Below are 18,714 nucleotides of genomic sequence, written 5' to 3' on the forward strand. Positions count from 1 at the left end.
GCGGACGAGTCCGTCTCAACACCCGCGGGCGTTTCCTGAAGAATTCAGGTTGCTGCTGCAGGCAGCCCCTCGACGCGCCTCGGCAGCAGGGCTTCGAAGACCACCTGCCCGGCCTCGTTGCGCGCGGCGATACGCCCCCCATGCGCGCGCACGAACTGATCGACGATGTACAGACCCAGCCCCAGGCCCTTGCTCTGGTGGAAGCTGGCCTTGAACGGCTCGAACAACCGCGGCAGCAGCGCGTCGTCGATCCGGCCGGCGTTGCTCACACGCAACAGCACGCTGCGGGGGTCGCGCCCGTCCACCTCCACCCTCGCCTCGCTGCCGTGGGTCAGCGCATTACCGACCAGGTTGGCGGCAACCTGGCCGAGACGGTCCAGATCGCCCTGCAGCCGCGTATCACCGTGCATGTCCAGATGGATCCGGCCTGCCCCATGCGCACTGCCCGCCTCAGCCACCACCGCGCGGGTCACGTCGGCCAGGTCGCAGGCACTGGCCTGCAGGCGCAGGCCACCGCTGCGGATCCGCGAGAAGTCCAGCAACTGCTCGACCATGCGTGCCATGCGCAGGGTGCTGGCCTCCAGGTACTGCAGCGTCTGCTGCGCGCCAGTGTTGTCTTCGGGAAGATCCAGCGCCAGCTTGTCGGCACACAGCAGGATGGCCGACAGCGGCGTGCGCAGGTCGTGGGTCAGTACCGCGGCCATCGTTTCGTTGAGCTTGAGCGCGCGTTCCAGCGCCTCGTTGCGCGCCTTCAGCAGCTGCCGCTGCTGGTACAGCTCGATGAAGACATTGACCTTGCTCAGGATCACCTGTGGCGCCACCGGCTTGTGCAGGAAATCGACCGCGCCGCTCTCGTAGCCCTTGAACACGCGCAGGGGATCATCCGGGGAGGCGGTCAGGAAGATGATCGGCACGTCGCGGCTGCGATGCGAACCGCGCATCAGTTCGGCCAGGGTGAAGCCATCGATCTCCGGCATGTGCACGTCAAGCAGGGCCAATGCCACCTCGTGCTCGAGCAGCAACTCCAGCGCCTGCGCACCCGAGCCGGCCAGCAGCAGGTTGACCCCTTCTCGCTGCAGCAGGGCCTGCATGGCTACCAGGTTCTGCGGCACGTCATCGACGATCAGCAGGTTGACCGGGGTCTGCGGCTGCGCAGGGTCCGGTGGCAACAGGTTCATGCAAACAACTCCTTCAGGCGGCGACACATCAGTTCAAGGGGCAGCACGGCATCGGCGCCGGCATACTGCAGGGCGGAGGCCGGCATCATCGATGCCTCGGCCTCCTCGGGACATTGCAGCCAGGCACGGCCACCGGCGGCGCGCACCGCAGCCACGCCTTCACTGCCATCGCTGCTGGCACCGGTCAGCAGCAGGGCCAATACCTGCCCGCCGAACACTGCAGCAGCGGAGTCGAACAGTGGATCGATGGCCGGACGGGAAAACAGCACCGGCGCATCCACCGACAACGCCACCGATCCCTCGTCCTCCACCAGCAGGTGGTAATCCGGCGGCGCGAACGTCACCGTGCCCGGCTGCAACGGCTGCTTGTCTTCGGCTTCGCGCACCGGCAACGCGCAGTACGGCGCCAGCACCTCGGCGATGCGGCTGGTACGGTCACGCGGCAGGTGCAGCACGGCCAGTACCGGTACGGGCAGCGTACCCGGCAGTGCACCAAGTACCGCCTGCAAGGCGGCCACGCCACCGGCGGACGCGCCGATCACCAGCACGGCTGGACGCGCCGGCAACGCCATCAGGCCACCTTCCGGTACAGGCGATGCTCGCGCGAACAGACATCGAAGGCGTCATGGTGGCACCCGAACTGCAGCGACTCCTTGCTGCCCAGGCCAAGGAAGCCACGGTGCACCAGCGCTTCGCGGAACAGGCCGACGGCGCGGTCCTGCAGATCGCGGTTGAAATAGATCAGCACATTGCGGCACGACACCAGGTGCACTTCGGAGAACACGGTATCGGTGGCCAGGCTATGGTCGGCGAACACCACGTTGCGACGCAGCTGGCGGTCGAACACCGCACCATCGTAGGCGGTGGCGTAGTAGTCGGACAGCGACGCCGTGCCGCCGGCAGCCAGGTAGTTGCGGCTGAACTGGGCCATCCGGTCGATGCCATAGGCACCCGCCTCGGCGGTGGCCAGCGCGGCCGGATTGATGTCGGTGGCATAGACGATGCTGCGATCAAGCAGGCCCTCTTCGTGCAGCAGGATCGCCAGCGACCACACTTCCTCGCCGGTGCTGCAACCGGCCACCCACAACTTCACCGAGGGATAGGTGCGCAGTACCGGCACCACCTGCTCGCGCAGCTCACGGAAGTACGCGGGGTCACGGAACATCTCCGAGACCTGCACGGTGAAGAACTGCATGGCCTGGGCGAACAGTTCCGGCTCGTGCAGCAGCCGGTACTGCAGATCGACCAGCCGTTCGCACTCATAGCGCTGCATCGCCTGGCGCATGCGCCGGCGCAGCGATGACACCGCATAACTTCGAAAATCGTAGTGGTAACGCTGGTACAGCGCCTCCAGCAGGACCTTCAGTTCCAGGTCGAACAGGGCCTGTTCGTTCATTGCCGCGAGCACCAGACCCGGCACAGCGAGACCAGCTTGTCGACGTCGATGGGCTTGGCGATGTAGTCGTTGGCACCGGCCTGCAGGCAGCGCTCACGATCATCGGGCATCGCCTTGGCAGTCAACGCGATGATCGGCAGGTCCTGCAGGTGACGCTGCGCGCGGATCTCGCGCATCGCGGCCAGGCCATCCTTCTCCGGCATCATGATGTCCATCAGCACCAGGTCGACGTCGCGCTCGGCCAGGCGATCCACCGCTTCCTGGCCGTTGCGCGCGATCTCCAGCGTCACGCCCAGCGGCTCGAGCACGCTGGACAGCGCGAAGATGTTGCGCACGTCATCCTCGGCCAGCAGCACGGTGCGTCCATCGAGCACGGTGTCACGGCGGCGTGCCTCGCGCAGCAGGCGCTGCTGGTCGGTCGGCAGGCTGGCCTCCACGCTGTGCAGGAACAGGGTCACTTCATCCAGCAGGCGCTCGGGCGAGCGCGCGCCCTTGATGATGATGCTCTTGGAGTAGCGGCGCAGGCGCTGCTCTTCCTCGCGGTTGAGCGCACGGCCGGTGTAGACGATCACTGGCGGGAAGCCGACATCATCGTTGCCGGCCATGTGCTCGAGCAGGTCGTAACCACTGCCGTCGGGCAGCGACAGGTCCATCACCATGCAGTCGAACGTGACCGTGCTCAGCTGCTCCAGCGCACCGGCCAGAGTGCCCACCGCGACAATCTGCAGCTGATCACGGCCCAGCAGCAGTTCCAGGTTGTGGCGCAGCTCACTGTCGTCCTCGACGATCAGCAGACGCCGCACGTCGCGCTGGCTGGTCTGCTCCAGCTGCTCGATGGCCGACACCAGACGCTCGCGCGTGGTCGGCTTGATCGCGAAACCAATCGCGCCCAGCTCGCGCGCCACCTGGCTGCGGTCCATCGCCGAGACCACGTGCACCGGGATATGCCGGGTATCGGGGTTGCGCTTCAGCCGCTCCAGCACGCTCAGGCCGGACACGTCCGGCAAGCCGATATCGAGCAGGATGCCGTTCGGGCGCAGTTCGCTGGCCAGGGTCAGCGCCTCTTCGGCGGTTCCGGCCACCACGCAGTCAAAGTCCAGTTCATGGGCCAGGGCCACCAGCGCTTCGGCGAACGTGGCGTCGTCCTCAACGGCCAGGATCAAGCGGCCAGCGCGTTGGCGACGACCGCGGTCATCGGCCACGCTGGGCACCGTCGTGGTCGGCGCCACCGCGGCCGCTGCAGGTACCGGCATCGCCGGCACAGTGGCCGTGGCGGGCGCCGCCACGGGCGCCGCAGAGATGTCAGTGGCGTTCGATGCGGGCGCACCCTGCAACGGCAGTTCCAGGATGAAGCAGCTGCCGCGGCCCGGTTCACTGTCGACCTGGATGCTGCCGCCCATGCGCTCGGCCAGATCGCGCGAGATCGACAGCCCCAGGCCGGTGCCACCGTAGCGGCGGCGGGTGCTGCCATCGGCCTGGCGGAACGCCTCGAAGATGACCTGCAACTGCTCGCGGGCAATGCCGATACCGCTGTCGCAGACCTCGAACCGGATGCGGCCCTGGCCGCCCGCACGCACGTGCAGGCTGACCTTTCCATGCTCGGTGAACTTCACCGCATTGGCCAGCAGGTTCTTCAGGATCTGCTGCAGGCGCTGGCTGTCGACCACCAGCTGGCTCGGCGCCAGCGCATCGGCCTCGATCTGCAGGGCCAGGCCCTTCTGCCGCGCCATCGGCTCGAAGGTCTCGCGCAGGCGCTGCAGCACGCTGTCCGTCACCACCACTTCATCGGCCAGCTCGACGTGGCCGGCCTCGATGCGCGACAGGTCCAGGATGTCATTGATCAGCGACAGCAGGTCGTTGTTGGACGACAGGATCGCGCGCGCATACTTCACCTGTTCTTCGGTGAGCGTGCCGTCCTTGTTGTCGGCCAGCAGCTTGGCCAGGATCAGCGAGCTGTTCAGCGGCGTACGCAGTTCATGCGACATGTTGGCCAGGAACTCGGACTTGTAGCGCGAGGTGGCGGCCAGTTCGTTGCTGTTGCGCACCAGCTGGCTCTGCGCGACCAGCAGCGCCTGCTTCTGCGCCTCCAGCTCGTGGGTGCGCTCTTCCAGCTGGACGTTGCTCTGTTCCAGCTCGGCCTGCTGTTCTTCCAGATGGCTCTGCGACTGCAGCAGGCTGCGGCTCTGCTCTTCCAGCTCCTCATTGGCCACGCGCAGCTCTTCCTGCTGAGCCTGCAGCTCCTCGCCCTGGCGCTGGGATTCCTCCAGCAGCACCACCAACTGTGCACGCAGCAGTGATGCGCGCAGCGCCATGCCGATGGTCTCTGCACAGCGCTCCAGCAGCTCGACATCGAGTCGATCCTGTTCGCCGGCGCGGGTGCGTCCCAGTTCAACGATGCCCACGACCGCACCATCGCTGCTGATCGGCGCCAGGATGCGCTCGCGCACCGGCAAGCGCCCCAGGCTGGTCTGCAGCTCAAGCACCGAATCGTCACCCCCGTGCAGGTGGCGGATGCGTTCGTCCCGCGCCACCTGCCCGGCCACGCCCTCCTGCAATGCCAGCGACGCCGGCATGCCGGACGGCAATGCCAGGCCACCGGTCAGCTGCAGTCGCCCCCCTTCCAGGCGGTAGACGGCGGCGACATCCGCCTGCAGCTGGGCCCCCAGGCTGGTTGCCGCGGCCTCGGCGATCTGCTCGGGACCGAGGTCGCCGCGTAGGCTCATCGCCACCGCGTTTTCGGCCTCCTGCAGCCACAACGCCCGCATTGCATCCCGGCGTGCCTGGATCGCGCGGGAAACGATCAGCGCGATCATCAGGAACGCACAGCCGCCGATGCTTCGGTTGACCAGCGAGAACGCCGAATTCGAGCTGGCCGGGGCGATGTTGAACCCGATGACCAGCAGGACGCAGGCGAGCACAGCCACGATGAACGGCGCGCGTGCACTACGCTGGAACACCGTGACGCCCACCGCCAGGAAATAGGCGAGCCAGACGGCATAGCCCAGTGGAACCACCAGCTCCAGGGCGATGGTCGCCCCCAGCAGCACGGCGGAGGTCATCCAGATCCAGCGGTCACGCGTGGTCGCACCAGGACGCATGCAGGTCGGTTCCAGCAAATAAAGGTGGGAGATGGTACCCCGTGTCGTATTCAGCCGCACAGTACGAATGGCACGTGCCATGCCTCTACACACTCTTCACACTGCACTGCCTAGCTTCACGTCCCTCCCAGGGGTAATGCTCATTTCCACGTGGACGCTGCCGCCTCTACGACGTCCGTGCTGACGGACACTTCCCGCCAACTGCGACTGCTGATCGACAGCGTGCGCGACCATGCGCTGTACCTGCTTGATCCTGATGGCATGGTCTGCAGCTGGAACCCGGGCGCGGAGCGCATCAAGGGCTATTCAGCCGATGAAGTGATAGGCACGCACTTTGGCCGTTTCTATCTGGCTGCCGATCGTGAGGCAGGTGAACCGCAGCGCCTGCTCCGCCATGCAGCTCAACATGGCCACGTTGCCAGTGAAGGGTGGCGGGTACGTCGCGATGGCTCCTCGTTCCGTGCCAGCGTGGTCATCGAGCCGGTCGTCGAGGCAGGCGAGCTGCTCGGCTTCGTCAAGATCACCCGCGACATCACCGAGCAGTGGCAGGCACAACGACTGCTGCGCGACGCCCAGCGTGCGCTGCGCAACACCCAGCAGTTCGAAACCGTCGGCCGCCTCAGCCGCGGCCTTTCACACGAATTCAACAACCTGCTGACCACCATCGGCAACGCGCTGGACCTGCTCTCACTGCGTGTAAGCGGTGACGATGCGCGTGCCGCCGAGCTGCTGGATGCTGCACAGGCAGCCACCGACCGCGGCGCGCTGTTGACCCGCCAGTTGCTGGCGTTCAGCACCGGCCAGACGCTGATCCGCGAGCCACTGGACATCAATGCCCTGGTACTGCAAGGGCTGCCGGACCTGCAGCGCGCCTGTCCGCCTGCGGTGCTGCTGGAGCTACGGCTCACACCCGGCCTGCCCCTGGTGAACACCGATGCGATGCAGTTGCAGGCTGCGCTGGCCAACCTGGTGGCCAATGCCGCCGATGCCACCCTCGAAGGCGGCCGCATCCTGATCGGCACCGCATTGGAGCATCGGCTCGACCCGGATGCGGACTCCACGCTGCAACGGGGCTATGTCACGCTCAGCGTCTGCGATGATGGCCACGGAATGGCGGCCGACATCGCCGAACGGGCCACCGAGCCCTTCTTCACCACCAAGGACATCGGCAAGGGCAGCGGCCTGGGCCTGAGCCAGGTGTTCGGATTCACTACCCAGAGCGGCGGCTTCGTCGACGTGTCCACCACGCCCGGTGTCGGCACCACGGTCAGCCTGCTGCTCCCCGCAATGGAGGACCCTGCCGATGACCGATGACCCGATCCGCGTATTGATGGTGGAAGACCAGACCGATCTGCGTGAAATGATCGGCCTGGCCCTGCGCGACCTTGGCATCGATGTGGCCACGACCGCTGACGCGCATGAGGCCGCCGCCCTGCTGAAGGGGGAGGCACGTTTCGACGTAGTGTTCAGCGACGTCAGCATGCCCAACGGCATGTCCGGCATCGAGCTGAGCGAGCATGTGGCGCGCGAACAACCGCAGGCGCGGATGATCCTGTCGTCCGGCTATGCCCGTTCGCAGCTGCCGCCGCTGCCGGAACAGGTGGAGTTCCTGCCCAAGCCGTATCGGCTGCGCCAGCTGGTGCAGCTGCTGAAGCAAGCGTAAGCCACGGCGCCCCGGCAGCAAGCCCCTGCGGTCAATCCTTCATCGCCCCCCGCTGGAACGACGCGAGCAGCGTGGAGGCCGCCGTGGCCGGCGCCAGCCGACCACGTGCGAGTGACCAGGTGATGCCGTAGAAACAGGTCCAGTAGAAGTCCGCGAGCCACACTGCGGTGAAACCGACGTTGAACTCTCCGGCCGCCTGACCACGCAGGAAAAAGGCCTCGAAGCGCTCGCCGATCGGCGCCCAGCGCTCCGGCAGCAGATGCAGGTCGCCCTGGCGCTGCTGCTCTTCCATCATCCGCGCGAACAGCAGCGTCACCAGTTCCCAGTCCGCCAGCAGCGTGGCGGTGACCTGCTCCAGCACGTGGCGTGCATCACCGCCCTCGTCGAACCAGACCGCCGCCGCTTCCAGACGCTCGAAGCCTGCGGCGAACAGTGCTTCGTCTATTGCTTCACGTGTTGGTGCAAACCGATACAGCGTGGCCCGGCTGATGCCTGCCCCCTGCGCCAGTTCGCTGAGCGTGCAGCGCGGATGGCTGACCAGGGTGGCTGCCAGGGCGTGGTGCAGGTCGCGGCGGGTGCGTGCTGCGGCAGGTCGCATGAAAGCGCTGAGGTGTGGGTTCACCCTCACGCTAGCATGAATCATCAATTAATAAACTGAATCACGGATGATTCATCCGAATCACCAATGCGCTAAAACGGGTGTGCGTCCGGTGCACCCGGGTCGGTGCGCGACAGGGAACGCGTCACAGGCATCGAAGGAGACAACGCCATGCTGCATCCACTACGCGATATCGCTGTACTGTTCGACGCCAGCGACACCGGGAACCGCGTTCTCAACATCGCCGCCGATCTGGCGCAGGCGCAGCAGGCGCATCTGGTCGCAGTCTCCACCGCCCAGCATCCCACCGACATCGCCAACGGCTTCGCGCGCGGCGCCGGCATCGCCGCCGCGCTCGACCATGAGGCGCGCGCGGATGCCGCCTGCACCGCACAGCTGATGCAGAACCTGCGAGCCGTGTCCGAGCCGCTGCAGATCAGCACCGAACTGCGCATCGTCTCGGACTATCTGGGCGGCGCCGACCTGGCCCTGCAGTCGCTGTACTGCGACCTGATCATCGCCGGCTATCCGCGTACTCCCGGCGCCCCTTCTGGCTGGCACCCGCTGGGCACCCTGCGCCAGACCGGCGTGCCGATGCTGCTGGTGCCGCCGCACTGGCAGGGCGATCAGGTCGGCCATCGCATTGTGGTGGCCTGGAATGCCAGCAAGCAGGCACGTCGCGCGGTGGCCGATGCGCTGCCCCTGCTCGCGCGTGCACAAGCGGTGCACCTGCTGATGGTCGACACGCCCAAGGCCGAGGCCACACCCGGCGCAGAGATGGCCCAGCATCTATCGCGGCATGGCGTTGAGGTGGAGATCCAGACGATCAGTTCGAGCCAGGGCGGCGTTGCCGCAACCATCCGCCAGCACGTACTCGATGCCGACGCAGACCTGCTGGTGCTGGGCCCTTACAGCCGCAGCCGGGTGGTCGAGCGCGTGCTCGGCGGAGTCACCGAGGATCTGCTCGCCGAAGTACCGGCGCCGCTGTTCGTATCACATTAGTGCCGCCCTGCCCCGACCGGCGGTAGCCGGTCAGCGATTGACCGGTATGCCGCCGGAAGTAGCGACACAGGTAGGACGCATCCTCGAAACACAGGCGCTCGGCGATGCGACCGATCGGCAATTCGCTGTAGGTGAGCAGTGCCTTGATCTCCAGCACCACCTGACGGTCGATCAATGCCTTCGGCGTCTCGTCGAAGCACTCGCGGGTCAGCTGCGAAAGATAGAACGGGGTGATGCACAGCGCCTCGGCGTAGGACTGCACGTCACGCTGGCGCGTGCTGCGCTGCCCGACCAGCTCCCAGAAGCTCCAGGCCAGGCGCTCGCGCCGGCTGACCTGCGCGGGCGCCCGCTTCTGCTTCGGCAGCAACGTGGCCATCTTCAGGAAGAAACTCTGCAGTAGATTGCGCAGCATCACGTGGCGATGCCGTCCACCGTTGTGCTGCGCGTCCATCATCAGCTGCAACCATCCCTGCAGCAACGGCACATCCAACGGTGATGGCCGGCAGTGCGGCTGTTCGTGCAGGAACTGGAACAGCGCATTGGGCAACACATAGGCCACCTCCGATGCCAGCGCTTTGGGCATCAGGCAGACCATCGCCAGGAAGCCGCGCGAGCGATGCCGCAGCAGCGCCAGCGTGTCCTCTGCCAGCACCAGCACATCATGACGCTGCACCGCAACTTCACGAAAATTCAGTGCAAAGCGCGCGCGCCCCGAGACGCATACCAGTACCGCCAGATAGGCGTGACCGAACGACAACGGGACGCCCTGCCCTTCGGCCAGCGTACTGACCTCCAGCCGCATGGATTCGTCCTGGTCCAGAAGCTGGGGTACGCGGTCCATGGGCCGATCCGGCGGTATTCCGGGCCCCAGCATACCCGGGCTCGACCATCAGTTGTGAAAAGTACCGAAACCATCAAGGTCCCACTCTGGGCCGGCCGCGCCTGGCGACCTAGCCTGTGCGCTCACTTTGTCTCCTTGGAATCGACATGCAGCTGCACACCGAACGCTTGATCCTTCGCCCCTGGCGAGACACCGACGCCGCCGATCTGTACGAGTACGCCCGCGACCCGCGCGTGGGTCCGATCGCCGGTTGGCCGGTGCACACCAGTGTCGAGGAAAGTACCGAAATCATCCGCACCGTCTTCAACCAGCCGGAGGTCTACGCTCTGCAGAACCGCGAAGACGGCCGCGCCATCGGCTGTGTCGGCATCCTGATCGGCGCTGACAGCAACTTCGAGATCAGCGACCGCGAAGGCGAGATCGCCTACTGGATCGGCGTACCGTACTGGGGCCGCGGACTGGTCCCCGAAGCGGTGCGCGAAGTGATGCGGCATGCATTCCTGGAGCTGGAGCTGGAAGCGCTGTGGTGCGGTTACTTCGCTGATAACCTGCAATCGCTCACCGCGCAGAGCAAATGCGGTTTCCAGCATCACCATACCGAATTGAACAAGTTCAACAGCTTCCTTGGCGACTACCGTACCGAGCACATCAGCCGCATCACCCGGGAGCAATGGTGTGCCCTGCAGGCCGCCTCGCCGGCCTGAGCAGAGTTCAGGCCAACGTGCGCCGCATGAACAGAAGTTCCGGCGTTGAGGACGCTTCAACCTGCTGGAAACCGAGATCGCGGTACAGGGCCACGGCGGCCGTGTTGTCACGATAGACGCTCAGAGTGAGGCGTTGGATACCGCTTCCGCGCAGCGCCTGTGCACTCAAGGACTGAACGAGCAGCCGGCCAAGGCCGCGCCCGCGTGCCAGTGGGGAAACAATGATGCGACCCAGGTGCGCCGTGTCGGTTGCGGTCATCCAGTACTGACCGAATCCAACACAAACACCCTGCTCGTCCAGCAGCGCCCAGCCCGGGCGCACCTCGAGCTCAAGCACCTGCGCGAACCGCTCCGGCGGTAGTGGAAACGGCACACCCGGGCCTGCCCAGCGCTGGGTGGCCCCGGCGGATTCGGGCCAGCTGGCGACGGTGGCGTAGTTCGAAGGCTGGACGGGGCGAAGGTTCGGTTCCATGACATTCATGGTGCGCCATTTGCACCGGATAGACACGCTGCATGGCCGCACTTGAGTTTTGTCATAGGACAATAAACAATTCCAGACGTCCAGTCGTCACGCCCCAGGCGCGGTGGCACCCAACCCATCCCAGTTCTGGGAGATCCCATGTTCAATGGCCTCAGCGCGTTTCCCCTGACCCCGCTCTCTGAAGCCGGCATCGACTTTCGGGCATTTGCGCACCTGATCGAGCGCCTGGCTGATTCCGGTGTTGATTCAATGGGCGTCCTGGGCTCTACGGGCAGCTACGCCTATCTTGAAAAGCCCGAGCGCAAGCGGGTGCTGCGCGAAGCACTCGCGCATGCCGGGGGCGTACCGGTGATCGCCGGCATCGGTGCACTGCGTACCCGCGATGTGCTGGCACTGGCGCTGGATGCGGAGGATGCGGGTGCTGCTGGCCTGCTGCTGGCCCCCGTGTCCTACCAGCCCCTGAAGGATCATGAGGTGCAAGCGCTGTTCGAAACCGTATGCGCAGCGGTGCGCACACCGATCTGCGTCTACGACAATCCGGGCACCACGCATTTCCGCTTCACCGATGCGCTGCATGGCCGGATCGCCGCACTGCCCAACATCGCCTCGATCAAGATCCCGCGCCTTGCTGATGATCCGGTTGAGGTGGCCGCGCGCGTTGCTCCACTCCGTCCGTGCGTTCCTGCGCATGTGACGCTGGGCGTCAGTGGTGACGCCTCGGCGGTGCTTGGACTGCTGGCGGGGTGCGATGGCTGGTATTCGGTGACAGCAGGGTTGTTCCCTGAGGTTGCGCTGCAGATCGTGCGGGCCGTGGGAAACAGCGATGCCGAGGGTGCCATTGCCCTCTCGGCACGACTGGCGCCGCTGTGGTCGTTGTATGACCGGTTTGGCGGGATTCGCGTCATGGCCTGCGCGGCGACCCTGCTGGGGCTGTGCGGCGAGAACTGCATGCCGTTGCCGCTGCAGGGGCTGCGTGGTGGCGAGCGCGAGGAGGTGGCGACGGTGCTGGGCGGGCTGGGGTTGCTATAGAACTCCAGCCAGCGACTGCAATGCAGCAGTGCCGAATGGTGACCCCGGCCCGATTCGAACGGGCGACCTTATCCTGGTAGGCGGCCATGATCTGGGCGGTTTAACACATGGCGGCTATCTGACCACGGTGCCGTTCTGGGGACGTGATGGAGGCCTACCGCGTCAGCCGCACGGTGAACGCGCCCCGGAACAACCGCGAAGATCTGTTGCTGCAGATCACCTGGGATTCGCGACACCAAGATGCGAATTGTTCTCTGTAAGGCCCGCGAAAGCCCGGGACCATACCTTTGCCCCTTCGCAGTACAACACAAGCAGCAGAACGCTGTTCGCGCATCAGTCTTTGCATGGGGGCAACGTGGCGAGCTTGAGTTGGTTCGACGGAATGGTCCTCGGCTTTTTGCTTGGCGTCGCTGCAAGCGCAATTGCCGCATTCCTCGCCCTCCGCGACAGAAGCCGGGATGAATGACCACAGTAGTGCAAGCTGCGGGCCGCCTGAAATGAGCGGAGGTCCACACCATCAGCGCAGCGAACTTCCGCGCAGCGCCTGCATTCCGCACCTGTGGGAGCAACTGGCGCTTCAAGACAATCTGCAAGCTGGCCAAATGCCGCAAGCCATTGACTTATGGTGACCCCGGCCCGATTCGAACGGGCGACCTTCCCCTTAGGAGGGGGACGCTCTATCCAGCTGAGCTACGGGGCCACTGGCAGCGGCACAGGATACCGCGTCCAGCTGAATGGACCAAGCGCTGGGCGTTCTGCAGGACGTCCAGCACCAGTATTCTGCGCACATCCCCCCCCTGCACTTATACCGTCGCCGCATGATGACCTTCTGGGAGAGCCTGTCTGCGCTCGGCGACAGCCGCGCCTTGTTTCCGCTTGCCACTGTACTCGCCTTGTTCCTGCCAGCCTCTCACCGCCGCCTACTATGGCGCTGGGCAACGGCAATCATTGTAGTCGCCGCGACCACTCTGGCCAGCAAGATCGCCTTCATGGGCTGGGGTTTCGGGTTGGAGCATCTGGATTTCACCGGCATCTCCGGGCATGCCGCCATGTCCAGCGTGCTCTATCCCGTGACCTTATGGCTGCTGGCCAGCGGCCGCAGCCGACACTTGCGGGCCTGGGCCGTCGCTGGCGCGGGGCTTGCAGTCGCGATCGGATACTCTCGACTGCCTTTGCGGGCCCATTCCCCCTCCGAGATCATCATAGGACTCAGCCTCGGCCTGGCTGCGTCGGCTTGGGTGCTGCGTCACGGACAGACGCTGGGCAACATCCTGGCGGTGCATGGCCGCGCCGCGTTGCTGACCATTGCCGCCGCCATGACCACGCCGATATTGCTCGCAGATTTACACACTCATGACCTCGTGAAGGCCGCTGCGAAGACACTGTCCGGCCGCACGCAGGCATTCGAGCGCCAGAATCTACGCGGCAATTCGTCGCCAGACAGAAGCCATCATTAGGCACGAAGTTTTCACAAATCTTGACAGCAAGGGTTCATCCGCAGAATATGTGAAAGGAATTTCCCCTGACGGAGCAGGCCTCCCATGTTCAAGAAGACGATCGCAGTTGTGGCACTGGCGGCCCTGTCCGCCTCCCCGATGATGAGTTTCGCGCAGGAAGCGCAGGCTACGGCCGGCACGGAGGCTACTGCGGCTGAAGTTGCCGGCGCAGAAGCTGCTGGCGTCTCGACCGCTGCAGTCGTGGGCACCACCGTAATCGGCGTGGCCGCCGCTGCCGTTGCCTACAGCATCGGCGGCGACAGCACGAGCGGCAGCAATGACGGCGGCAGCGGCACTGATCCGGGCGGCCCGGGTCCGGGCGGCCCTGGTACGGGTGGCACCGGCGGTACGGGCGGCACCGGTGGTACGGGCGGCACCGGCGGCACCGGCGGCTGATCAGCGCACCGCGTACCACTCAGGCCCTCGCCGGGCGCGGCCCGGCGGGGGTTTTTTATGCCTGCCAGACTCTCATTCCCATGAATAACATCACCCCTCGCCTTCTTGCCGCTGCGTTGACCGCACTGGCACTGTCCAGCTGTGCGCTTGCGCCGGGACAGCACCTGCGCCGCAGCGACGTCGCCGTTGACCGCAAGAGCGGCGATGGTCAGCTGGAAATCGTCACCATCACGCCGAAGCTGATCGCGCAGGAAAACGCCGCGCGTACGCAGAATTCACTGCCGGCTGCATTGTTCGATTACCAGCCGGCACCGTACACGGTCGGCGCCGGCGACATTCTCTATGTCACCGTATGGGATCACCCGGAACTGACCGTGCCGGCCGGTCCCCAGCAGCAAGGTGCTCTGGCAGGGCGCCTTGTGCAGAGTGACGGCACGATGTTCTACCCATACATCGGCAAGGTCACAGCTTCAGGCAAGACGCCGATGCAGCTCCGCGAGGAGATCAGCACCCGCCTGGCCAAGTACGTGGAATCGCCCCAAGTGGACGTATCCGTCCTCACCTATGGCAGCCAGCGGGTCTGGGTGACAGGCGCTGCCCAGCGATCCTCACCGATTGCTCTGGGCACCTCGCCGCTGACGCTGGCGGATGCGATCAGCCAGTCCGGACTGGACAACCAGCAGGCCGACTTGTCCGGCATCCAGCTCAGCCGGGAAGGCACCACTTACACGATCAATCTGGAAACCCTGGCCCGCGAGTTTGGCGGCCGCCAATTGCTCCTCAAGGATGGCGACTCCATCTTCGTCCCTTATCTGGATCGCAAAGAGATCTTCGTGGTGGGCGAAGTCAATCAGCCTGGCGCCTACAGCTTCCGTACGGGCGATGTCTCGCTGAACCAGGCACTGGGCCGTGCTCGCGGCCTGCTTCAACAGACCGCAAACGGCAACGCCGTGTATGTCATCCGCGGCAGCACGGACCTGCAGCAGGAGCCGTCGATGGTCTATCAGCTGGAGGCGCGCTCGCCGACCGCATTTGCTGCCGGCAGCCAGTTCCATCTGCAGCCGGGCGACGTGGTATTTGTCGGCGCAGCCGGCGTCAGCCGTTGGAACCGATTCGTAAATCAGCTGCTGCCCTTCACCAATATCCTGTACAACGCGGCGCGTACCGGAACCGAAATCAAGGACAACTGACATGGCTCGCATGGATGCGGCTTGCCACTGCCCAGCACATCGGGCCCATGGCGCGGTGTTGATGGTCATCGTCGCCGCCCTGCTGCTCACCGGGTGCACCACCGGCAGCCGTTCCACAGTGGACACCTTCCGGCTGATCACCCATCGCCCGGCGCAGGCGACCGCAGAAGGCGTGGCCAACAACCGCTTCCCACAGATGCAGGTAGAAACTCCTGACCTCACCGCAGTGGCGGTGTTGGGCTACATCGATGGAGGCCGCCAGCAGTGGTTCGCAGGCTCACATGCGGTGTTCGAAATGGACGCTCACGGCCTGCTGCTGGGTGGCAGCGGCCTGGGGCAGCAATGGCATGCGCGTATCGATGGCCCTTCGCCGTTCGAGGACCTGCGTACAGTGACCGCGCCCGTTACGGTGCAACGCCGCTATGACTGGGTTCCCGCCTACCAGGTCGACGTCGCCGTGACCGGCACACTGAGCAGGGGTGCACTGGAGCAGGTAGACATACTGGGTTCGCGTCGAACCCTGCAGCGGTTCGACGAGCGGCTACAGGGCGGCGGAATGAGTGGCCGCAATGTCTACTGGGCAGATCCGGTCACGGGCTTCATCTGGAAAAGCCGACAACATCTGGCACCCGGCCGCGTCGCAGAACTGACCCAGCTCAAACCCTATCGCACGGCCAAGGATTGAGCCATGACGTTCAGATTTCCCAACCCGGCAATCCTTGCCGCGCTGTTTGCTGCCACTGGCGTCCAGGCCGCGCAGATACATATTGAAGGTGCCGTCGAAGCAGCCGGGGAGTACGAGCTGAGCGCTGGCGCCCGTCTGGCCGACGGGCTACTGCTAGCCCGCCCAAACACCGACGCCTACCTCCTGGGGACAAGCCTCGAACGCCCACACGCCCTGAAGGACCAAGTGCGGCTGCGCGCAGGGCTGCAGTATGGCGCCGGGCAGCTGGCAGAGTCTGCCGACGCACAGGTGGTCACGCTCGCGCAGGCATTGCAGACCTGGCTGGAGACACATCCGGCCACCGGCCGGACACCCATCACCGGCCCCGCCCGACTGATCCAGGTCCAGCCCGCGAACAACCCGGTACTAGCCACAGGCGATAGGCTGCGGTTCCCACTGCAGCCACGCACGATCACCGTCATGGGCGCAGTGGAGCAGGAATGCGAGCTGCCGCACGTCCCGCAGCGCGATGCACGCGACTATCTGCGTGACTGTCATCCCAGTCCTCTTGCCGACCGCAACGATATTTACGTGATTCAACCCGACGGGCGAATCCAGCAGTTGGGTATCGGCCTGTGGAACCGCGCAGATCCCCAAGCTGTCGCGCCTGGAGGTACGGTCTTCGTGCCCGTACGTGCGTCCCTCATCAAGCATATCGACCCGCTGTTCAACAGCGATTTCGCCACGTTCATCGCCACCCAGCCCATCAATCCGTGATGACCCAGCCCTGCCTGCGCGCGCACCCGGTGCGCCCCGCCCGTTTCGCACTGAGCGCGCTCGCCTTGTCGCTGTCCTGCGCGCTGCATGCACAGGAGGCGCCGCCACCCACCGCCAACGAATGGGGCGGGATCGGCCTGTTGCAGACGCCTACCGCGCGCATGGCAAGCGACGGAGACCTGAGCTTTACGGCGTCATACAACGCTCCGTACGCCCGCTATAACCTGACCATGCAGCCATTCCCATGGCTGGAGGCGTCATTCCGCTACATCAATGTCAATAACTTACTGTACGGGCCCAGCGTTGCAGGCGATCAGCATTACAAGGACAAGTCGATCGACTTCAAACTGCGCCTATGGCAGGAATCACGCCTGCTGCCGGAGCTGGCCTTTGGTGTGCGCGATCTGGGTGGCACTGGATTCTTTTCCAGCGAATACCTGGTTGCCAACAAGAATTTCGGTCCGATCGATGCGTCGATCGGACTTGCCACCGGCTACATTGGCAACCGCGGCGACTTCTCCAATCCACTCGGCGCTATCGATGATCGCTTCAAGGACCGCCGCTCCATTGCCAACAGTGACATCACCCAGTCCGGCAAGTTCGGCCTGAGCAACATGTTCAAGGGGCCAGTTGGCGTTTTTGGCGGCATCACCTACCAGACGCCGATGGATGAGCTGCTGCTCAAAGTCGAATACGACGGCAACGACTACCGCCGCGAACCCCGCAACAACAACCTGCGCCAGCGCACGCCCGTCAACGTGGGCCTGGTCTATGTGCCAAACCGCAATGTAGAGCTGACTGCAGCCTGGGAGCGCGGCGACGCGGCGATGTTCTCGCTCACCCTGCGTGGCAACCCGGGCAATGCGCCTGCTGCACCGAAGCCGTTCGACCCGCCACCGCAGCGACTGCTGCCCGAGACGGCCGCCGTCGATCAGCGCGCATCAGTTGCCAACAGCGACGCTTCTGGTGCCGCACCTGGCACCAGCACCGATTGGGCAGCGATCAGCACCGAGCTGCAGCGCAATGCCGGCTTCCGTGTCGAACGCATTTCGCGCCGCGGCGACGAACTGTATGTCGACGGTTACCAGACCCGCTACCTGCATGCCGCCAAGGGCCTGGGACGCGCCACGCGCATTCTTGCCAACGCGACCGGCGATGACTACAACTGGTTCACCCTGCGTACCACCCGCGTGGGCATGCCGATCGCCGATCTGTCGATCAACCGCGAAGCGTTCGCGGGATACCTGGATGGCACCGTCAGCGAAGACGTACTGCGACGGAGCACGGAACTGCAGGCGCCTGACGCGCGCGCGCGCGAAACGCTTTACACACCCAAGCGCAACCCGTTCGGCGGCGGCTTCAACATCGGCTACCGGCAGAACCTTGGCGGCCCCGATGGCTTCATTCTGTACCAGGTCGCAGCCAACTATACGGGCAGCCTGTTCCTGCGCGACAACATCTGGCTGACCGGCACCATCAGTGCCGATGTCACCAACAACTACCACAAGTTCAAGTACAACGCCCCAAGCCGCCTGCCGCGTGTACGTACCGACATCCGCCAGTACCTGACCACCTCCGACATCATGCTGCCCAACCTGCAGGCCAACATCGCCGGGCGGCTGGCACCGGACCTGTATGGCATCGCCTACGCAGGCTACCTGGAGTGGATGTATGCTGGCGTCGGCGGCGAACTGCTGTATCGCCCAAGCGGCGAGCGCTGGGCGGTTGGCGCAAATCTCAACCGGGTGCAACAGCGCGACTATGACCAGCACTGGGGCCTTCGTGACTACCGCATCACCACCGGCCACGCCACGTTCTATTACGCCTTCGACGCCCGTGAACGCATCATCGGCTCGCTATCGGTCGGCCAGTATCTGGCCGGCGACAAGGGCGCCACTCTGGACCTGGCCCGCGTATTCGACAACGGCGTGACAATGGGCGCGTATGCGACCAAGACCAATGTCTCGGCGCGCGACTTCGGTGAGGGCAGCTTCGACAAGGGCATCTACTTCAGCATTCCGCTCGATGGATTCCTGCCACGCTCCACGCGTGGCCGTGCGGCCTTCAATTGGAACCCGCTGATCCGCGATGGTGGCGCCATGCTCGGCCGCAAGTACGGCCTGTACGGCATGACTGGTGATCGCGACGAGCGCTTCTTCTACGACAATCTGCGTAACGTCGGGGAATGACAAAAGCCGGGA

18 protein-coding genes and 1 tRNA gene are annotated in these 18,714 nt (G+C 65.0%); 11 read left to right on the forward strand and 8 right to left on the reverse strand.

The window, feature by feature from the left end; all coding sequences use genetic code 11:
• Positions 1-44: 44 nt before the first annotated feature.
• Genes AC5P8D_RS05540 through AC5P8D_RS05555 form a run of 4 tightly spaced genes read right to left on the reverse strand, consistent with a single transcriptional unit; the run spans position 45 to position 5,672 of the window.
• Positions 45-1,178 carry a hybrid sensor histidine kinase/response regulator gene (locus AC5P8D_RS05540; RefSeq protein WP_010482609.1) on the reverse strand — a complete coding sequence of 378 codons (1,134 nt, stop codon included), beginning with the start codon at positions 1,176-1,178 and terminating at the stop codon, positions 45-47.
• Positions 1,175-1,750 (reverse strand): chemotaxis protein CheB, encoded by a 576-nt coding sequence (locus tag AC5P8D_RS05545; protein ID WP_241885946.1) that lies wholly within the window; start codon positions 1,748-1,750, stop codon positions 1,175-1,177. The genes AC5P8D_RS05540 and AC5P8D_RS05545 overlap by 4 nt, the downstream gene beginning before the upstream one ends.
• Positions 1,750-2,574, reverse strand: a complete 825-nt coding sequence (locus tag AC5P8D_RS05550) for a CheR family methyltransferase (RefSeq protein ID WP_010482611.1) — start codon at positions 2,572-2,574, stop codon at positions 1,750-1,752. The genes AC5P8D_RS05545 and AC5P8D_RS05550 overlap by 1 nt, the downstream gene beginning before the upstream one ends.
• Positions 2,571-5,672, reverse strand: a complete 3,102-nt coding sequence (locus tag AC5P8D_RS05555; RefSeq protein WP_049453146.1) for a response regulator — start codon at positions 5,670-5,672, stop codon at positions 2,571-2,573. Before AC5P8D_RS05555 ends, AC5P8D_RS05550 begins: the two co-directional genes overlap by 4 nt.
• Before the next feature lie 150 nt (positions 5,673-5,822).
• Here AC5P8D_RS05555 and AC5P8D_RS05560 point away from each other — a divergent pair, with 150 nt between their 5' ends.
• Positions 5,823-6,986: a two-component system sensor histidine kinase NtrB gene (locus AC5P8D_RS05560; RefSeq protein ID WP_414614402.1), complete on the forward strand. Its 1,164-nt coding sequence runs from the start codon at positions 5,823-5,825 to the stop codon at positions 6,984-6,986.
• Positions 6,976-7,335: a response regulator gene (locus AC5P8D_RS05565; RefSeq protein WP_010482617.1), complete on the forward strand. Its 360-nt coding sequence runs from the start codon at positions 6,976-6,978 to the stop codon at positions 7,333-7,335. Before AC5P8D_RS05560 ends, AC5P8D_RS05565 begins: the two co-directional genes overlap by 11 nt.
• Before the next feature lie 31 nt (positions 7,336-7,366).
• Here the strand turns inward: AC5P8D_RS05565 and AC5P8D_RS05570 are convergent, their stop codons facing one another.
• Positions 7,367-7,933, reverse strand: coding sequence for a TetR/AcrR family transcriptional regulator (locus AC5P8D_RS05570; protein ID WP_049486979.1), 567 nt, complete (start codon positions 7,931-7,933; stop codon positions 7,367-7,369).
• 171 nt (positions 7,934-8,104) lie between these two features.
• Here AC5P8D_RS05570 and AC5P8D_RS05575 point away from each other — a divergent pair, with 171 nt between their 5' ends.
• The gene (locus AC5P8D_RS05575; RefSeq protein WP_043397173.1) at positions 8,105-8,935 is read left to right on the forward strand and encodes a universal stress protein; all 831 of its coding nucleotides are present in this window, start codon (positions 8,105-8,107) and stop codon (positions 8,933-8,935) included.
• Here AC5P8D_RS05575 and AC5P8D_RS05580 read toward each other — a convergent pair.
• Entirely contained in the window at positions 8,883-9,776 is an 894-nt protein-coding gene (locus tag AC5P8D_RS05580; RefSeq protein WP_125437590.1) for a helix-turn-helix domain-containing protein, read from the reverse strand. The two genes, AC5P8D_RS05575 and AC5P8D_RS05580, sit on opposite strands and share 53 nt — an antisense overlap.
• A gap of 146 nt (positions 9,777-9,922) precedes the next feature.
• Between AC5P8D_RS05580 and AC5P8D_RS05585 the strand changes: the two genes are divergently transcribed.
• Positions 9,923-10,480: a GNAT family N-acetyltransferase gene (locus AC5P8D_RS05585; RefSeq protein WP_414614401.1), complete on the forward strand. Its 558-nt coding sequence runs from the start codon at positions 9,923-9,925 to the stop codon at positions 10,478-10,480.
• A 7-nt stretch (positions 10,481-10,487) separates the two neighbouring features.
• On the opposite strand, the gene AC5P8D_RS05590 is transcribed toward AC5P8D_RS05585, so the two are convergent.
• Positions 10,488-10,952, reverse strand: a complete 465-nt coding sequence (locus AC5P8D_RS05590; RefSeq protein ID WP_241885965.1) for a GNAT family N-acetyltransferase — start codon at positions 10,950-10,952, stop codon at positions 10,488-10,490.
• 147 nt (positions 10,953-11,099) lie between these two features.
• Here AC5P8D_RS05590 and AC5P8D_RS05595 point away from each other — a divergent pair, with 147 nt between their 5' ends.
• The gene (locus tag AC5P8D_RS05595) at positions 11,100-11,990 is read left to right on the forward strand and encodes a dihydrodipicolinate synthase family protein (RefSeq protein ID WP_191851215.1); all 891 of its coding nucleotides are present in this window, start codon (positions 11,100-11,102) and stop codon (positions 11,988-11,990) included.
• A gap of 623 nt (positions 11,991-12,613) precedes the next feature.
• Here the strand turns inward: AC5P8D_RS05595 and AC5P8D_RS05600 are convergent.
• Positions 12,614-12,690, reverse strand: a tRNA-Arg gene (locus tag AC5P8D_RS05600).
• Positions 12,691-12,808: 118 nt separating this feature from the next.
• On the opposite strand from AC5P8D_RS05600, the gene AC5P8D_RS05605 reads away from it, so the two are divergent.
• From AC5P8D_RS05605 to AC5P8D_RS05630, 6 genes are all read left to right on the forward strand, one after another.
• Positions 12,809-13,447 carry a phosphatase PAP2 family protein gene (locus AC5P8D_RS05605; protein WP_414614400.1) on the forward strand — a complete coding sequence of 213 codons (639 nt, stop codon included), beginning with the start codon at positions 12,809-12,811 and terminating at the stop codon, positions 13,445-13,447.
• 84 nt (positions 13,448-13,531) lie between these two features.
• Positions 13,532-13,882 carry a hypothetical protein gene (locus AC5P8D_RS05610; RefSeq protein ID WP_019338479.1) on the forward strand — a complete coding sequence of 117 codons (351 nt, stop codon included), beginning with the start codon at positions 13,532-13,534 and terminating at the stop codon, positions 13,880-13,882.
• A gap of 80 nt (positions 13,883-13,962) precedes the next feature.
• Positions 13,963-15,072 carry a polysaccharide biosynthesis/export family protein gene (locus tag AC5P8D_RS05615; protein ID WP_049436285.1) on the forward strand — a complete coding sequence of 370 codons (1,110 nt, stop codon included), beginning with the start codon at positions 13,963-13,965 and terminating at the stop codon, positions 15,070-15,072.
• A 61-nt stretch (positions 15,073-15,133) separates the two neighbouring features.
• Complete coding sequence (locus AC5P8D_RS05620) at positions 15,134-15,757, forward strand: YjbF family lipoprotein (RefSeq protein WP_019338477.1); 624 nt, start codon at positions 15,134-15,136, stop codon at positions 15,755-15,757.
• 3 nt (positions 15,758-15,760) lie between these two features.
• A complete protein-coding gene (locus tag AC5P8D_RS05625) occupies positions 15,761-16,513 on the forward strand; it encodes a capsule biosynthesis GfcC family protein (protein ID WP_414614399.1) in 753 nt (250 codons plus the stop codon).
• Positions 16,513-18,702, forward strand: a complete 2,190-nt coding sequence (locus tag AC5P8D_RS05630) for a YjbH domain-containing protein (RefSeq protein WP_414614398.1) — start codon at positions 16,513-16,515, stop codon at positions 18,700-18,702. The genes AC5P8D_RS05625 and AC5P8D_RS05630 overlap by 1 nt, the downstream gene beginning before the upstream one ends.
• Positions 18,703-18,714 lie beyond the last annotated feature (12 nt).

It is taken from the genome of Stenotrophomonas sp. YJH_SMC_101-4 (genome assembly GCF_059370395.1).